Genomic DNA, 14459 nt, shown 5'->3' with positions numbered 1-14459 from the left:
AAGATACCAGTTTGGGCGTATTCTACACGAAAAACCGTTTGTTCTGCAAGCCAAAAATCAAGCCTCAGGCCAAGTAGCTTTCTTTGACCTGCTCATCGGCGATGAGCGAGGACGCCTTGCCCTGCATCGTAATTTCCCCGGTCTGGATGACATAGCCCCGATCCGCGATTTGCAGCGCGTGGTAGGCGTTCTGCTCCACGAGCAAAATCGTCATGCCGGACGCGTTGAGCTCCTGGATGATTTCGAAAATCTGATCGACAAGCACAGGCGCCAGCCCCATCGACGGCTCGTCGAGCAGCAGGATATCCGGCTTCATCATCAGTCCGCGGGCGATCGCCAGCATCTGCTGCTCCCCTCCGCTCATCGTGCCGCCCGCCTGCCGGTATCTTTCCTTGAGCCTGGGGAAATAAGCAAATGCCTGCTCGATTCTTTCCTTGACGAGAGCTTTGTCCTTGACGGAAAAAGCCCCCATCTCCAGATTCTCCTTGACCGTAAGCTTTGGAAAAATCCTTCTGCCTTCCGGGACGTGGGCGATGCCGGAGGCCGCGATCTGATGGGGCAGCCAGGAGGAGATCGCCTCCCCTTTGAAGCGGATTTCTCCCGAGGTTTTGACCTGTCCGCATATCGACTTGAGCGTGGTGGACTTGCCGGCTCCGTTGGATCCGATCAAGGTGACGATCTCGCCTTCGCCGACGGTCAGCGATATTCCCTTCAGCGCTTCGATTCCTCCGTAATAAGCCTGCACCCGGTTCAGCTCCAGCAAGCTCATGCCATCACCCCCTCTTCCACGGCGTTTTTGCCCAAATAGGCTTCAATGACCTTCGGATTGTTGCGGATGGCGGCCGGGCCTCCTTCCGCGATCTTCTCCCCATGATCGAGCACGAGGATATGCTCGGCCAGCTGCATGACCAGCTTCATGTCGTGCTCGATCAGGATGATCGTCAGCTCGAGCTCCCGCTGCATCCTGCGGATCAGCACAGTCAGCTCGGCCGTCTCGCGCGGATTCATCCCCGCCGCCGGCTCGTCCAGCAGCAGCACCTTCGGCTGGACGGCAAGAGCCCGGGCGACCTCCAGCTTCCTTTGCGCGCCGTAGGGCAAGCTGGACGCCTCCTCGTTGAAGTGCCTTTCAAGGCCTACATACTGGAGCAGCCGGTAAGCCTCCCGCCTCGCTTCCTGCTCCTCGTGGCGCACTTTGCCCCATCCAAGAATAGTGCCGGGCGTCCCCGACTTGAGATGGATATGCATGCCGACCATGACGTTTTCCAGGACGCTCATGCTTCCGAACAGACGGATGTTCTGGAACGTCCGCGCGATGCCGAGCTTTGCGATCACATGCGGCTTGACCCGTACCAAGGATTTCCCGCCCAGCTCGATGCGGCCCCCGTCCGGAACATAGATGCCGGTGATCAGATTGAAAAAGGTCGTTTTCCCTGCCCCGTTTGGACCGATGACCGCAGATATTTCTCCACTGGGGAAGCTGTAATCAACTCCATTGACGGCAACGAGGCCGCCGAAGCGCTTTTTGAGACTTGCAACCGTCAGTATCGCCATGAGGCACCTCCCCTATCGAACTCTTCATTTGCGGATGGCCGCCCTGCCGGCAGGCGCCGGATAGACGCCGCTTCCCGCGACGGATTCCAGACTGACTTTGCGGTTGCGCGCCCGGATCAGGCCGTTCGGCCGGAATATCGCGAACAGGATCAGGATCAGCCCGAAAATCAGCCGCTGCATTTTGGAAGGAGACAACGCCGTAGGGATCCCGATGTAGCCGTTGTTGGATAGGGCGTTCAGCGCGCTCGTCAGTTCGGTCAGCACCTGCAGATTCAGGATCGTAACGAGGCTCGCTCCCAATATCACCCCCGGCACGCTGCCCATTCCGCCCAGCACGACCATGACGAGAATGGTCGTGGATTCCACGAGCGTGAAGCTCGTCGGATCGATGAAGGTCTGCTTGGCTGCGAATACGACGCCCATCATGCCGGAGAAGGACGCTCCGATCGCGAAGGCGGTCAGCTTGGTCCGAATCAAAGGGATGCCCATCGACTGCGCGGCGATCTCGTTCTCGCGGACGGCCTTCCACGATCGACCGAGCCGGGAATGCTCCAACCTGCGCACCGCGAAGATGACAACGGCAAGAATCCCGATCACGATAAAGTAAAATTGATGGGGAAACGTGAACTTGAAGCCGAACAAATCCGGCGGCTGGATGGAGGAGAGGCCCATGGCGCCGTTGGTGATATTGATCGGCTTCTCCATATTGTTGAAGATGATCCGGATGATTTCCCCGAATCCAAGCGTGACGATGGCCAGATAGTCGCCTTTGACGCGAAGCACGGGCAGACCGAGCAGAATGCCGAAGATGCCGGCCATGAAGCCGCCCAGCAGGATGAAGATCCAGAAGCTGCCGCCCGGGAGCGGGAACAGGCTGCCGGGAATGAAATTGTTCGCCTGCGCTGTGGCGAAGATGCCGTACGTGTACGCTCCGACCGCGAAAAAGGCGACGAAGCCCATATCCAGAAGGCCGGCAAAGCCGACGACGATGTTGAGGCCGAGCGCCATGGCGACATAAATGCCGCATTGAGCCGCGACTTCCATATAAGCCTCGTGCGACGATCCCCCGGAGGCCGCGAAGGGAATGACCAGCAGCAGCAGGATGCCGGCAGACGCCCACTTGATGCCGTTTGAAAAGCCGGTGTAATACAGCAGCAGCAGCGAGCCGAGCAGCAGCAGGAATGCGAGGACGGACTTGTCCATCAGATAGACGGCACCGGATGTCACGACGACAAAAGCGGCCAGAAGCCCGGCCTGCAGGGACTTGCTGCCGGCAAGCCTCTCGCGGGTTGAATTGATTTCCATATCCGCCACCTACACTTTCTCTTTGACGGCTCTGCCGAACAAGCCCTCGGGTTTGAAGATCAGGACGATGATGAGAATGGAGAAGGCGAAGACGTCCTTGTATTCGGCTCCGAAGCTGCCGCCGGTCAGCGTCCCGAGGTTCGAGGAGGCGAACATCTCCAGAATGCCGATGACGAAGCCGCCGAACATCGCGCCGCGGATGTTGCCGATACCTCCCAGAACGGCTGCCGTGAACGCTTTCATGCCGAGAATGAAGCCGATATAGGGATCGATTGTTCCGTACTGCTGGGCGAACAGCACGCCGGTAGCTCCGCCGAGCGCAGAGCCGATGAAGAACGTCAGGACGATGACCTTGTTCACATTGATCGACATGAGGGATGCCGTCTCGCGGTCTTGGGCAACGGCTCTCATCGCAACTCCCCATTTGCTCCGGTTGACGAACCGGTCCAGGGCGACCATGAGCAGCAGGGCCGCGCCGAGAATAATGAGGGTGTTGGTTTTGACGGTCGCATCGCCGAATAGGCTGCTGATGGAGGAGGCGGGCAGGCTCATCCGCTCCCCGTAAAGGGAGCTGCTGCTCACGATATAATTGCCTGTCCGCAGCTCTGCGATGAAGCGGACGACGTCCTGGAGAACGAAGGAGACGCCGAAAGCGGCAATGAGAGAGATCAGCTTCGGAGCCTTGCGCAGCGGGCGGTAAGCCACCCGCTCGATGCCCACCCCGAGCGCGCCGGTGAACATCATCGCGATTAGCATGATGAGCAGATAGAACAGCCACGGCGGCAGGCTGGCGGCGAGTCCCGTTCCTTGGGCAGCGAGCAGCACAGCCGTGCCGACGAAAGCGCCCGTCATGAAAATTTCTCCGTGCGCAAAATTGATCAGCTCAAGAATTCCATATACCATCGTGTAGCCCAGCGCTACAACCGCGTAAATGGCTCCTAGCGCCAAGCCGTCGATCAGCACCTGGGGAAGCGTATGCAGGATGTCGTTCATCTTATGGGCTCCTCTCCGATTCAAAAAGCAGGCGCGGAACGGTTCCTTGCGGGAATCGCGCACGCCTGCACGGCTTGTCCGGCTGCTACTGGCTGACTTCCGAAATCATGCTGCCCGGATAGGAAGCTCCTTCGAATTTGTAGATGAACACCTTGGCATACTTATTGTCGCCTTTGTCGTCGAAGCTCACTTTGGTCGCTACGCCTTCAAAGTCCTTCGTCGCCCGCACCGCATCCCGGATCTTCTCGCGGGCAGGCAGCTTGCCCCCGTTGTCCTCGATGCTCTTCTTGACGGCGGCAAGCATGACCGACATCGAATCATAGGCATAAACCGAGTAGCCTTCCGGTCCTTTGCTGAATTTCGCCTGGTAGCTGTCCGCCCACTCTTTGTTGGACTTCGTTATGTCCCCTGCGACGGAGCTGTACAAGGTGCCGGCGACATCCGGTCCGGCGATGTCCGCCATGCCGGAGGAATCCAGCGCGTCGCCGCCCATGAGCGGGGCCGTGATCCCTTTGTCCTTCGCCTGTTTCACAAGCAGGGCGCCTTCGGCGTACATTCCTCCGAAGAAGATGAGATCCGGCTTCTTGCTCTGGACGGTCGTCAGCACGCCGTTGAAATCCTTCTCACCGACCGTTATGCCCTCATACCCGACGATGGATGCTCCCGCTTCCTTGGCCGCATCCCGGAAAGCTTCGGCCAGTCCCTGGCCGTAAGCCGTCTTGTCCTGAATGACGAAGATGTTTTTGGCATTCAGCGTCTTCACTGCGTATTGGGCTCCGGCAGGGCCCTGGAAGTCGTCGCGCGCGACGACGCGGTTGGCCACCTTGAGCTTGCGGTCGGTGAACTCCGTCGCCGTGCTGGCGGGCGAGATCATCGGCAGATTGTATTTTTCATAGACGACAGAGGAGGGAATGGAAACGCCGGAATTCAGATGGCCGATGACGCCCACGACGGCCTGGTCGGCGCCGATCTGCTCGGCGTTGGCGACACCCTTTTTGGCATCGCTCTGGTCGTCATACGGGACCAGCTCAAGCGTAAAGCCCAGCTTGGAGAACTCGTCCTTGTGGTCGTCGAGCGACAGCTGGGCTCCGAGCTTGATCGCCTCTCCCTGAATCGAGCTTCCGCCCGACAGCGGAGACTGCGAAGCGATCTTGATGACCTGTCCGCCGCTTTTGGCCCCGCTCTCTTGATTCGATGACGAATTGCCGTTTCCGGAGCCGCATCCGGCTGCCAATGCCATCACCAGAACAATCGCGGCAAGCCCTTTTCCTTTTCCAATCCCCTTTGATTTCATTCATTGCCCTCCCGTTTCGTGTAATATTACTTGACGCATATGTGACGAACGCAAGGTTAGTATACCTACGAAGATGACGTTCAGCAATCCGGTGTAACCTATCCTTTTACAGTTTGTAAAAATATAATTCCCATAAATAGGGAACGGGATATTAACAGGAAGAGTTATCCATCTCATTTATGGAATGAAATTTCAAATTATTATTGAAACGAAGATTATTTATATCATTAATCCGATTTTGCCAACAAATTCTGCTGGGCCATGGAATGGTTTCAACGCAAATAAAGACCCTCGCCGTCTTCCGACTAAATCGGGGACGATGAAGGTCTTTCGTTGTCGAAGGCTGTTTAGGAACTAAACCGTTTCGGTGATGGACGATTGGCCATCCGCTGCAGCAGGAGGCTTCATTCCGGCTGCAAAGCCTGCGCTCCCCTGCACGCCGACCAGCTTGTACACTCTGGACTCGTAAGGTTTCAGCGCGATTTCGGCGATATTCTCTTCGGCATCCGTCAGGTAATTGGCAAGCAGCAGCTCGGAAGGGCGGAAGGCATATTCCTCAGAAAGCTGTGCGGTCGCCTCGACAGGGAACAGATTGCAGAGAACGAGCAGCTTCTCGTCTCCATAGGTTCTCGTATAGGCGTATATTTGCGGATGGTCGGCCAGAATCAGGTCGTAAGTCCCGTATACGGCGGCGAGATTTTCCGCACGCAGCCGAATCAGGCGCTTGTAATGATGGTAGATGGAATCCGGATCCTCCATCGCCTGCTCGACGTTGATCTCCGAATAATTCGGATTGACCTTGAGCCATGGCGTTCCGGCCGTGAAGCCGCCGTTCTCTTCCCGGCTCCACTGCATCGGCGTGCGGGAGTTGTCGCGTCCGGTTTTCCAGATGATCCGCATGATTTCGTCATGGCTCATGCCGTTTTCCGTTTCGAACCGGTACAGGTTCTTGATGGCTACGTCATTGTAATCATCGATGGAAGGGAACTGGACATTCGTCATGCCGATCTCCTGGCCCTGATAGATGAACGGCGTTCCCTGCATCAGGAAATACATCGTCGCCAGAGACTTGGACGATTCCTTCCAATAGACGCTGTCGTCGCCCCAGGTGGATACGGAACGCGGCTGGTCGTGGTTTTCCAGGAACAAAGCGTTCCATCCCATTCCTTCTAGCCCTTTTTGCCAGCGGGTAAGCGTGGACTTCAGCTGCGCCAGATCGATGCCTCCGGCAACGCTTTTGTTCCATAGGCCCAGATGCTCGAATTGAAAAATCATGTTGAAAGCGCCGTTGTCCTCGCCCACCCATACCTCGGCATCCTGAACCTTGACGCCGTTGGCTTCGCCGACGGTGACGATATCGTATTTCGCGAACGTCTCTTGCTTCAGCTCTTTCAGAAACTCATGGATTCCCTCGCGATTCATGTGCCCGTCGAAGGAAGGGACATACTTCAGATTGTCGGGATTCGGCATATCCGTAAGTCCCGGAATCTTCTTGATATGCGAGATGGCGTCCACACGGAAGCCGTCGATGCCCTTGTCCAGCCACCAGTTGACCATTCCGTACAGCTCTTTGCGAACCTCGGGATTTTCCCAGTTCAGATCCGGCTGGCGGCGGGAGAAGATATGCATGAAATATTGTCCGCTCTTCTCGTCGAATTCCCATGCCGGGCCGCTGAAGATGCTCTCCCAGTTGTTCGGCTCGCTGCCGTCTGCCGCAGGATCACGCCAAATGTAGTAGTCCCGCTTCGGATTCTCCTTGCCGGAGCGCGACTCGATAAACCATGGATGCTCGTCGGAGGTGTGGTTGATGACCAGGTCGAGAATAAGCTTCATCCCTCTGGCATGCACTTCTTCCAGCAGGAGATCGAAATCCTCCATCGTGCCGAACTCGGCCATGATATCCTGATAGTCGGAAATATCGTAGCCGTTGTCGTCATTCGGGGATTTGAAGACGGGGCAGATCCAAATGATGCCGATGCCCAGCCCCTTGAGATAATCGAGCTTGGAGATGATGCCCTGCAGATCTCCAATTCCGTCTCCGTTGCTGTCCATGAAGGAACGCGGGTAAATCTGATAGGCCACGGCTTCTTTCCACCATTGAATGGATGCGGTTTGCATGGTGCTTGTCTCCTCTTATATAGACCGGAATTTTCTTTGTACAAACGTTTGCATAAAAGCAATTATAGCATAATTCAAAGGAGTGGAAAAAGCCTCATTTTCATGATTGACGCCGGTCGCGCCGCCTATTCCTGCATGCGCTTCTTCAGCAGTCTGCGAAGCCTTCCCGCCAGCAGGCGGACCGCTTGGGACGGCTTGCGGTCGCGCGGCCTGACCAGCCATAGGCTTAGATCCGAGTCCGTCTGGATCGACAGCGGCACCGCGATGATATCCGAACCGGCTTCTTCCTGGATGCCGCGGAAGGAGTAATCCGTCCCGAGGGTGGCGGCCATATTCCTTCGCACGGCCAGCAGGAGCGCATCGCGGTTGTTTGTGCGGAACAGCACCTTGGCCGCCGGTCCCAATGCGGCAATGATCGCTTCAAGATGTTTGTCCGGATAGATGACCAGGGGCAGCTGCTCCAAATCCTTCATGGTTACGGAAGCACGCGACACCAGGGGATGCTCCCTGCCGACTCCAAGCGCCATCTGGCCGTCGGCGATTTTCTCCAGCCTTATATCCGGGTATTTCGCATCGGCTTCGGACACGATGAGGCCGATATCCGCCTTGCCTTGACGAATATCCTCAATGACCTCCTGAGTGCCCTTTTCCCCGATCTCCAGCTCCAGCGAAGGAATATCCTCTCTAAGCTCAAGCAAAGCATGGACGAGCAGCCAGGTAGGAGCCGGGACAGTGGAAATGCGCACTTTCGCATTGACCAGCTTTTGGCATCTCCCCGCCTCGGCAAGCAGCTCTTCCGCCTCGCCCAGAATCCGCTCCGCCAGTCTGACGATCCGGCGCCCTTCCTCCGTTATGGCGGCTCCCGTGCGCGAGCGCACGAACAGCTGCACGCCCAGCTCCTGCTCCAGCCTCGTAATGGCGCGGCTGATGGCGGCTGCGCTGAGATGAAGCTGAGCGGCAGCCTCCGACACCGTTCCCGTTCTCGCAACTTCAGTTATCATTTCCAGCTGATCGAAATTCATGTTGAAACCCCTTCGTTAACCCCAGGTTAAGGCAGCTTGACCAATAGGAAGTATACGCTTTCCGGAGACAGAGATACAATGGAGCAGAAATGGAACGGCATCGATTCAGAACATACAGGAGGCTGTTATCATGTCCAAACGCACAGCGGTTATTACAGGCGGAGCCAGCGGCATCGGCAGGGCGGCCGCGCTCAAATTCGCATCCAAGGGTGATCAGGTCATCGTGGCGGACTTCAACGAAGCCGGCGGCAGCGAAACGGTCGAGCTCATCCGCGACGGCGGCGGCGAAGCGGCTTTTGTCCAGGTCGATGTTTCCTCTCAGGAAAGCGTGAAAAATCTGGTGGAAACAGCTGTCGCCACTTACGGCAGCCTGGAAGTCATGTTCAACAACGCCGGCATCGGCGGCGCAGGTCCGGTTTTGGACCAGAACATGGACCTTTATCATAAAACGATTGCCGTCAACCAGCACGGCGTCGCCTACGGCATCATCGAGGCCGGCCGCAAGATGAAGGAGCTGGGCGTCAAAGGCGCCATCATCAATACGGCTTCCGTATTCGGCTTCCTCGCTTCCCCCGGAACCTTCGCGTACCATGCGACAAAAGGCGCCGTCATCATGATGAGCAAATCGGCCGCTCTCGAGCTTGCCCCGCACGGTATCCGCGTCATCGCCGTCGCTCCCGGAGCGGTCGACACGCCGATTATCCAAGGCTACAAAAGATCCGGCCTGCTCGACAGCATGAAAGCCAAGGTCATGGGGGGCGAGCTGACCAAGCCGGAGAGCGTCGCAAGCTCGGTGTACCTGCTGTCGCTTGAGGAAGCTGACGCCATCAATGGCAGTGTCGTCATGGTCGATCAAGGATACGCATCGTTCAAATAAACGCATAAGCGTTAAAAGGTCAGAAAAGCGCGCATTCCGGCAACTGCCAGTTTGCGGGCTTTCCTTTTCGCGTGCACCAGCTGCTGGAGTACAGTGTTGTCATCGCTTGCCTATTATTGTTCGGCTCTGTTAAAGCTTCGCGAACAGGATGTAATCGACCGGGACAGGCTCTGCCGATTCGATCCGAAGTGCCCGGTTGATCTGTCCCCGATGATATTGCCCGTGCAGGAGAACCTGCAGCAGGATGTCCCGGACGGATGCCCGGTATGAAACCCCGCTCTGGTTCGCATAGTCGATCACCCCGTCCAACTCGGATTCCTTAAGCTCATCGATATAGACGCGGTATTGCACGGCGTTTTCTTGGAACATCGTCCGAATGGCCGACAGGTTTTCCTCAACCTCCCACAACGTATAGTGCGCGCTGCCCTTGCCTTGCAGCCGGGACAGCCAGACTTGTTCCGCGACCGCGATGTGCCGAACCAGCTTCAGAAGGTCCTTGTTGTTCGTCCCGCTCTCCTCGAGCGCGTCCAGGATTCGTCCGTCCGCCCAGTACAGATGGTCCATCATGCTCTTAATCGTCTTCATTCGGGTTCCCCCTCGTCTTTGATTCCTTGAATGGCGTAGGTTTCAAGCGTCCCATATTTGAATTTATTTGAATTTATTTGACTAATGAGAACTCTGTCCATTCATTCGAGTCATAGAAGATGAAAAAAGTCCTGATAAATCAAGAGATTCTTGATCATCAGGACTGACAAAAGGTGCCCGGCTCGCCTTGCAAATCGACATTATGACAAGCCCCAAGCTGGTGTCAAACGAATTGCAGCTTGCACACCAACGATGGCTACTTGCCGGCTGCATGCTCCCGCTGGCGCAGCGCCTCATACAGCACCACGGTCGCCGCCATCGCGACGTTGAGCGATTCGCTTCGGCCCTTCATCGGGATAATGATGCCGAGATCAAGCTGGTTCAACGTCTGCGGGGACAGGCCTTCGGCTTCATTGCCGAAGAGCAGCCATACCGGCCCGGTGAAGTCGCATTCATAACAGCTTCTTGCCGCCTGCAGGCTCGTTCCGGCCAGCAGCATGCCCCGCTCCCGAGCCTTCGGCAGCGCCTCGGCGAGATCCATCTCCAGCACCGGAAGATGGAACAGGCTGCCCATCGTCGAGCGGACGGTCTTGGGGTTGTAGAGATCGACGCAGCCGCGGCCGAGAATGACGGCATCGGCTCCGGCCGCATCCGCGCTGCGAATGATTGTGCCCGCATTGCCGGGATCGCGGACGGCATCGAGCACAACGACAAGCGCGTCCGGCTTGTGCAGCGCCGCTTCGTCGTGGGACGGCTTGTCGACGACGGCGAACACCGGCGGCGGCGAATCCGTTCCGGTGCATTTGGCCATGACCGCTGCCGAAGCAGGGACAAGCTCCGCCGACGAATCGCGAAGCAGGGGCTCCAGCTCGGCAGGCATGCCTCGCCCGGCATCGTACACGATCGTGCCGACAGAGGCTCCGCATAGAAGCGCTTCTTTGACCATATGGACGCCTTCAGCCAGGAATTGGCCGCTGCGCTTGCGGCCCTTGGCATCCAGCAAGGCCGTCCATGCTTTTACGCGGGAATTGGAGGTTGAGGTCAACGGTTCGCTAATCACTTCCGGTTCAATTCCTCCTCGACGGAATAAGCGACCTCGAGGCCGGTCAGATCGCGGTTCGCTCCGACGACGACAAGCACTTCATCCGCTTCGATGACATGATCCGGCATCGGGGATATATCCAGCTTTCCATGCGTTTTGATGGCCATGACGTTGCAGCGATGCCTGGCCCGTATATCCAGCTGCTTGAGCGTGCGCCCGACCATGGCTGGCGGAGCCTGGATCTCGATGATGCCGTAATCCGGGGACAGCTCGATGAAGTCCAGCACATTGGGCGAGATGAGGTGATGCGCCACGCGCAGGCCCATGTCCCTCTCCGGGAAGACGACACGGTCCGCTCCGATTTTGCTGAGCACTTTGCCGTGCAGCTCGTTTTGGGCTTTGACAATCAAATAGGGGACTCCCAGATCCTTCAGAATCAGCGTGGTCAGAATGCTGGCCTGAATGTCCTCTCCAATGGCGACGACGACGACGTCGAAGTTGCGGACGCCGAGTGCGCGCAGAGCTTCTTCATCCGTCGTGTCCGCCGTGACCGCATGGGTGACGACGGGAGAGATCTCCTGGATCCGCTGCTCGTCGCTGTCGATGGCAAGCACTTCGAATCCCATCTCGGACAGGGACTGGGCTACGCTGGAGCCGAAACGGCCCATGCCGATCACGGTATATTGTTTTTTGCGCATGAATAGTTCTCCGCCTTTCTTAAGGGCTGCATACCGTTCAGTATACCATATCCAGCTCCTTTCTTTCCCTCATGCGGACCGCATTCTTTACATGAACGAATCCGATGGGGGCATGCTATGGAGGAAATGACTCAAGGGGGAAATGCGTCCATGAATGAGTTCGACCTTCGCCAAGCCATCGCCCAGATCGTCAAGGACAAGTCGGAGAATGAGCTCGGCGATATCATCCGTGAATCCATCGACGGCGACGAAAAAGCTCTTCCCGGTCTCGGCGTCTTGTTCGAGATGATCTGGAAAGACAGCGGCGGCCAGGAACAGCAGCAATTGATCGGCAAGCTGTACGGGCATCTCCATTCATCGTAAAGGAACAGCCCCTGCCGCATTTTCGCGGCAGGGGCTGTTTTCATTCCGTGGTTATGGAGCCGTCTCCAGAAATTTGGAGGTCGGATTCTTGTCGACAGCGGTGCGCATCGCATACTCGTTCTCGAACAAGGCGACGTAATTGTCCTTTTTGTCCTTGACGAGCGTCGAGTTGATCCGGAACTTGGTCGGATCGATCTTGTCGTCCACGATCCAGCGCGCGAACTGGAAAGGCATCCTTTGGAGGATGACGTCCACCCCGTATTCAGCCTTCATCCGATATTCGAAAACCTCGAACTGCAGCTGGCCGACGACGCCTAGAATCGTATCCTCGAAGCCGCTGGCGGACTGGAACACCTGGATAGTGCCTTCCTCCGTCAGCTGGTCGATTCCTTTTTCGTATTGCTTTTTCTTCAAGGCGTTCTTGATCGAGACCTTGGCGAAAATTTCCGGCGAGAACGTCGGCAGCTCGTCGAACACGATCGAGCTGCCCTGCGAGAGAGAATCGCCGATGCGGAAAATCCCCGGATCGAACAGCCCGATAATATCTCCCGGATAGGCCGCTTCGACGATGTCCCGGTCCTGCGCGAGGAACTGCTGCGGCTGGGCCAGCTTGATGTCCTTCCCGATCCGCACATGCTTGACGCTCATGCCGCGCTCGAACCGCCCGGAGCAAATGCGCAGAAAAGCGATGCGGTCTCGGTGGGCCGGGTTCATATTCGCTTGGATCTTGAACACGTATCCGGAGAACTTCTCGCTCGTCGGCTCGACCGGGCCTTCCGTGCTGTTCCGGGGCTCGGGCTTAGGAGCGAGCTGCAGGAAGTTTTCGAGGAAGGTCTGCACGCCGAAGTTGTTGACGGCGCTGCCGAAGAACACCGGAGTCAGCTCGCCAGCGCGTACCTTCTCGAAGTCGAACTGGTCGCCGGCTACATCCAGCAGCTCCAGATCCTGCTCGAGCTGATCGGCGAGATAATCGCCTGCCATCTCCCGAATGACGGGGTCCTTGTAATCTCCGACCTTGCGCACCTCGATGGTGGAATGGTCATTGCCCTGGAACAGCTCGACCTGATTCTTCATCCGGTCGTAGACGCCGCACAGCTCCCGTCCCATGCCGATCGGCCAGTTCATCGGAACGGAACGGATGCCGAGCACCCGCTCCAGCTCCTCCATCAGATCGAACGGGCTTTGGCCCTCGCGGTCCAGCTTGTTGATGAACGTGAAGATCGGGATGCCGCGTCTTCGGCAAACCTGGAACAGCTTGATCGTCTGGGCTTCGACGCCTTTGGCCACGTCGATCAGCATGACAGCGCTGTCGGCCGCGGTCAGCGTCCGATACGTATCCTCGCTGAAGTCCTGGTGACCAGGCGTATCCAGGATATTGACGCGGTGTCCCTTATAGTCGAACTGCATGACGGAAGAGGTTACCGAGATTCCACGCTGCTTCTCGATCTCCATCCAGTCGGAGGTGGCGTGCTTGTTGGCTTTGCGGGCTTTGACCGAGCCGGCCTCGCGGATGGCGCCGCCGAACAGCAGCAGCTTTTCCGTCAGCGTCGTTTTCCCCGCATCCGGGTGAGAAATGATGGCGAATGTACGCCGTTTGTCTACTTCTTGCTTGATTTCGTCGAGCAGTTTAGTCATGGTATTCCCCTTATATCGCGCTTTATTATTCATGAATCAGGCTAGCGGGCCGCATATCCATTCGCTGCCTGCAGGATTAAATCGGTTGCATGCTGTCGCTCCTACGGCCTGCCGATGAGGATCGCCCGGGCCGGCGACGCCTCGACTCCGCTCAGCTTGAGCGGGGCTACGACCATGAAGTAGGTTCCGGCCGACACATCCGCCAGCCTCAGTCCCTCCACGATAACGATATTATTGCGGAAGAGCGGGCGATGGGTCGGATAGTCAGGCTGCGAACGCTCGATTCCGATACCGTCCGTACCGATGCCGCGAACCCCTACTTCAATTAAATACCGTGCGCCGTCTTCGCGCAAGTAAATAAAATCATCCTCGAACCGGCTGCTGAACGAATTGGCCGTCTTGAAAAGGACCCAATCGCCTCGCACAAGCCCAAGAGGCTCCAAGTCCGCCCTCGTGATGGAATCGGATACATGGGTAAGATCGACGACGCGGGCCGTTCCCGCCAGCTCTTCCAGCCCTATTGTCTCGATTCCCGCTCCATCCTCGAGCATATGCATCGGCGCATCCACATGCGTGCCGGTATGCAGATTCATCCGCAGCTCCGATTCATACACGCCTCCCTGGGCGAATGGCGCAATATTGCGGATCTCCGGCTTTTTGGCCTCGACATTGGCCCATACCGCCATATCTGAATGAATGGGCATGGAAATATCGTAGATTTTGAACATGCTTCATTCCGTCCTCTCGTCAAATAACGCTTCAATCCTGTCCGTAGCCGGACAGGATTGATGTTGAAGCTTATAGGTTCCATACTTAGTTAATTTTCCAGGCGGTTAAGTCGACGCTCGAGTGGCGCATGCATCGGCACGCCCTCAAGAGGCGCAAGCTTGATTGCAATCCTCCTCGGAGAGAAGCAGATTTGATCGAGTCCGCCTCTGAGAGAAGCAAGTATTGATCGAATTCCCACTCTGGGAGA

14 protein-coding genes are annotated in these 14459 nt (G+C 57.1%); 2 read left to right on the top strand and 12 right to left on the bottom strand.

Features of this window, described 5'->3' with window-relative positions; genetic code table 11:
- Window positions 1-64: 64 nt before the first annotated feature.
- The 7 genes from VE23_RS23510 to VE23_RS23480 form a co-directional block, all read right to left on the bottom strand.
- Window positions 65-769: an ABC transporter ATP-binding protein gene (locus VE23_RS23510; protein ID WP_049869323.1), complete on the bottom strand. Its 705-nt coding sequence runs from the start codon at window positions 767-769 to the stop codon at window positions 65-67.
- Window positions 766-1551, bottom strand: a complete 786-nt coding sequence (locus VE23_RS23505) for an ABC transporter ATP-binding protein (protein WP_049869322.1) — start codon at window positions 1549-1551, stop codon at window positions 766-768. The genes VE23_RS23510 and VE23_RS23505 overlap by 4 nt, the downstream gene beginning before the upstream one ends.
- Before the next feature lie 24 nt (window positions 1552-1575).
- Window positions 1576-2856: a branched-chain amino acid ABC transporter permease gene (locus VE23_RS23500; RefSeq protein WP_049869838.1), complete on the bottom strand. Its 1281-nt coding sequence runs from the start codon at window positions 2854-2856 to the stop codon at window positions 1576-1578.
- Window positions 2857-2865: 9 nt separating this feature from the next.
- The gene (locus VE23_RS23495) at window positions 2866-3849 is read right to left on the bottom strand and encodes a branched-chain amino acid ABC transporter permease (RefSeq protein WP_048745067.1); all 984 of its coding nucleotides are present in this window, start codon (window positions 3847-3849) and stop codon (window positions 2866-2868) included.
- Window positions 3850-3934: 85 nt separating this feature from the next.
- A complete protein-coding gene (locus VE23_RS23490; RefSeq protein WP_048745068.1) occupies window positions 3935-5143 on the bottom strand; it encodes a branched-chain amino acid ABC transporter substrate-binding protein in 1209 nt (402 codons plus the stop codon).
- A gap of 354 nt (window positions 5144-5497) precedes the next feature.
- Window positions 5498-7261, bottom strand: coding sequence for a glycoside hydrolase family 13 protein (locus tag VE23_RS23485; protein WP_084781640.1), 1764 nt, complete (start codon window positions 7259-7261; stop codon window positions 5498-5500).
- A gap of 125 nt (window positions 7262-7386) precedes the next feature.
- Window positions 7387-8283: a LysR family transcriptional regulator gene (locus VE23_RS23480; protein WP_049869321.1), complete on the bottom strand. Its 897-nt coding sequence runs from the start codon at window positions 8281-8283 to the stop codon at window positions 7387-7389.
- 130 nt (window positions 8284-8413) lie between these two features.
- Here VE23_RS23480 and VE23_RS23475 point away from each other — a divergent pair, with 130 nt between their 5' ends.
- Window positions 8414-9160, top strand: coding sequence for an SDR family NAD(P)-dependent oxidoreductase (locus VE23_RS23475; RefSeq protein WP_049869320.1), 747 nt, complete (start codon window positions 8414-8416; stop codon window positions 9158-9160).
- 129 nt (window positions 9161-9289) lie between these two features.
- On the opposite strand, the gene VE23_RS23470 is transcribed toward VE23_RS23475, so the two are convergent.
- The 3 genes from VE23_RS23470 to VE23_RS23460 form a co-directional block, all read right to left on the bottom strand.
- The gene (locus tag VE23_RS23470) at window positions 9290-9745 is read right to left on the bottom strand and encodes a DinB family protein (protein ID WP_049869318.1); all 456 of its coding nucleotides are present in this window, start codon (window positions 9743-9745) and stop codon (window positions 9290-9292) included.
- A gap of 256 nt (window positions 9746-10001) precedes the next feature.
- A complete protein-coding gene (locus tag VE23_RS23465) occupies window positions 10002-10805 on the bottom strand; it encodes a TrmH family RNA methyltransferase (RefSeq protein WP_049869316.1) in 804 nt (267 codons plus the stop codon).
- Window positions 10802-11485 (bottom strand): potassium channel family protein, encoded by a 684-nt coding sequence (locus tag VE23_RS23460; protein WP_048745071.1) that lies wholly within the window; start codon window positions 11483-11485, stop codon window positions 10802-10804. Before VE23_RS23460 ends, VE23_RS23465 begins: the two co-directional genes overlap by 4 nt.
- Before the next feature lie 150 nt (window positions 11486-11635).
- Between VE23_RS23460 and sspI the strand changes: the two genes are divergently transcribed.
- On the top strand, window positions 11636-11848 hold the full coding sequence (sspI, locus tag VE23_RS23455) for a small acid-soluble spore protein SspI (protein ID WP_021879181.1): 213 nt from the start codon (window positions 11636-11638) through the stop codon (window positions 11846-11848).
- Between the two features lie 51 nt (window positions 11849-11899).
- On the opposite strand, the gene VE23_RS23450 is transcribed toward sspI, so the two are convergent.
- Complete coding sequence (locus VE23_RS23450; protein WP_048745072.1) at window positions 11900-13483, bottom strand: peptide chain release factor 3; 1584 nt, start codon at window positions 13481-13483, stop codon at window positions 11900-11902.
- 101 nt (window positions 13484-13584) lie between these two features.
- Complete coding sequence (locus VE23_RS23445; RefSeq protein WP_049869315.1) at window positions 13585-14211, bottom strand: cyclase family protein; 627 nt, start codon at window positions 14209-14211, stop codon at window positions 13585-13587.
- Window positions 14212-14459: the final 248 nt, after the last annotated feature.

This window comes from Paenibacillus sp. D9 (assembly GCF_001188365.1).
Classification (GTDB): Bacteria; Bacillota; Bacilli; order Paenibacillales; family Paenibacillaceae; genus Paenibacillus_O; species Paenibacillus_O humicus.
The sequence above is the reverse complement of the archived record's forward strand: the minus strand, read 5'-3'. Positions and strand labels throughout refer to the sequence as shown.

Excerpts from the sequence above, each read along its gene's own strand:
- VE23_RS23490 (WP_048745068.1), bottom strand. The coding sequence starts at position 5,143 with ATGAAATCAAAGGGGATTGGAAAAGGAAAAGGGCTTGCCGCGATTGTT.
- VE23_RS23470 (WP_049869318.1), bottom strand. The coding sequence starts at position 9,745 with ATGAAGACGATTAAGAGCATGATGGACCATCTGTACTGGGCGGACGGA.
- VE23_RS23460 (WP_048745071.1), bottom strand. The coding sequence starts at position 11,485 with ATGCGCAAAAAACAATATACCGTGATCGGCATGGGCCGTTTCGGCTCC.
- VE23_RS23505 (WP_049869322.1), bottom strand. The coding sequence starts at position 1,551 with ATGGCGATACTGACGGTTGCAAGTCTCAAAAAGCGCTTCGGCGGCCTC.
- VE23_RS23475 (WP_049869320.1), top strand. The coding sequence starts at position 8,414 with ATGTCCAAACGCACAGCGGTTATTACAGGCGGAGCCAGCGGCATCGGC.
- VE23_RS23510 (WP_049869323.1), bottom strand. The coding sequence starts at position 769 with ATGAGCTTGCTGGAGCTGAACCGGGTGCAGGCTTATTACGGAGGAATC.
- VE23_RS23495 (WP_048745067.1), bottom strand. The coding sequence starts at position 3,849 with ATGAACGACATCCTGCATACGCTTCCCCAGGTGCTGATCGACGGCTTG.
- VE23_RS23450 (WP_048745072.1), bottom strand. The coding sequence starts at position 13,483 with ATGACTAAACTGCTCGACGAAATCAAGCAAGAAGTAGACAAACGGCGT.
- VE23_RS23445 (WP_049869315.1), bottom strand. The coding sequence starts at position 14,211 with ATGTTCAAAATCTACGATATTTCCATGCCCATTCATTCAGATATGGCG.
- VE23_RS23500 (WP_049869838.1), bottom strand. The coding sequence starts at position 2,856 with ATGGAAATCAATTCAACCCGCGAGAGGCTTGCCGGCAGCAAGTCCCTG.
- sspI (WP_021879181.1), top strand. The coding sequence starts at position 11,636 with ATGAATGAGTTCGACCTTCGCCAAGCCATCGCCCAGATCGTCAAGGAC.
- VE23_RS23480 (WP_049869321.1), bottom strand. The coding sequence starts at position 8,283 with ATGAATTTCGATCAGCTGGAAATGATAACTGAAGTTGCGAGAACGGGA.
- VE23_RS23485 (WP_084781640.1), bottom strand. The coding sequence starts at position 7,261 with ATGCAAACCGCATCCATTCAATGGTGGAAAGAAGCCGTGGCCTATCAG.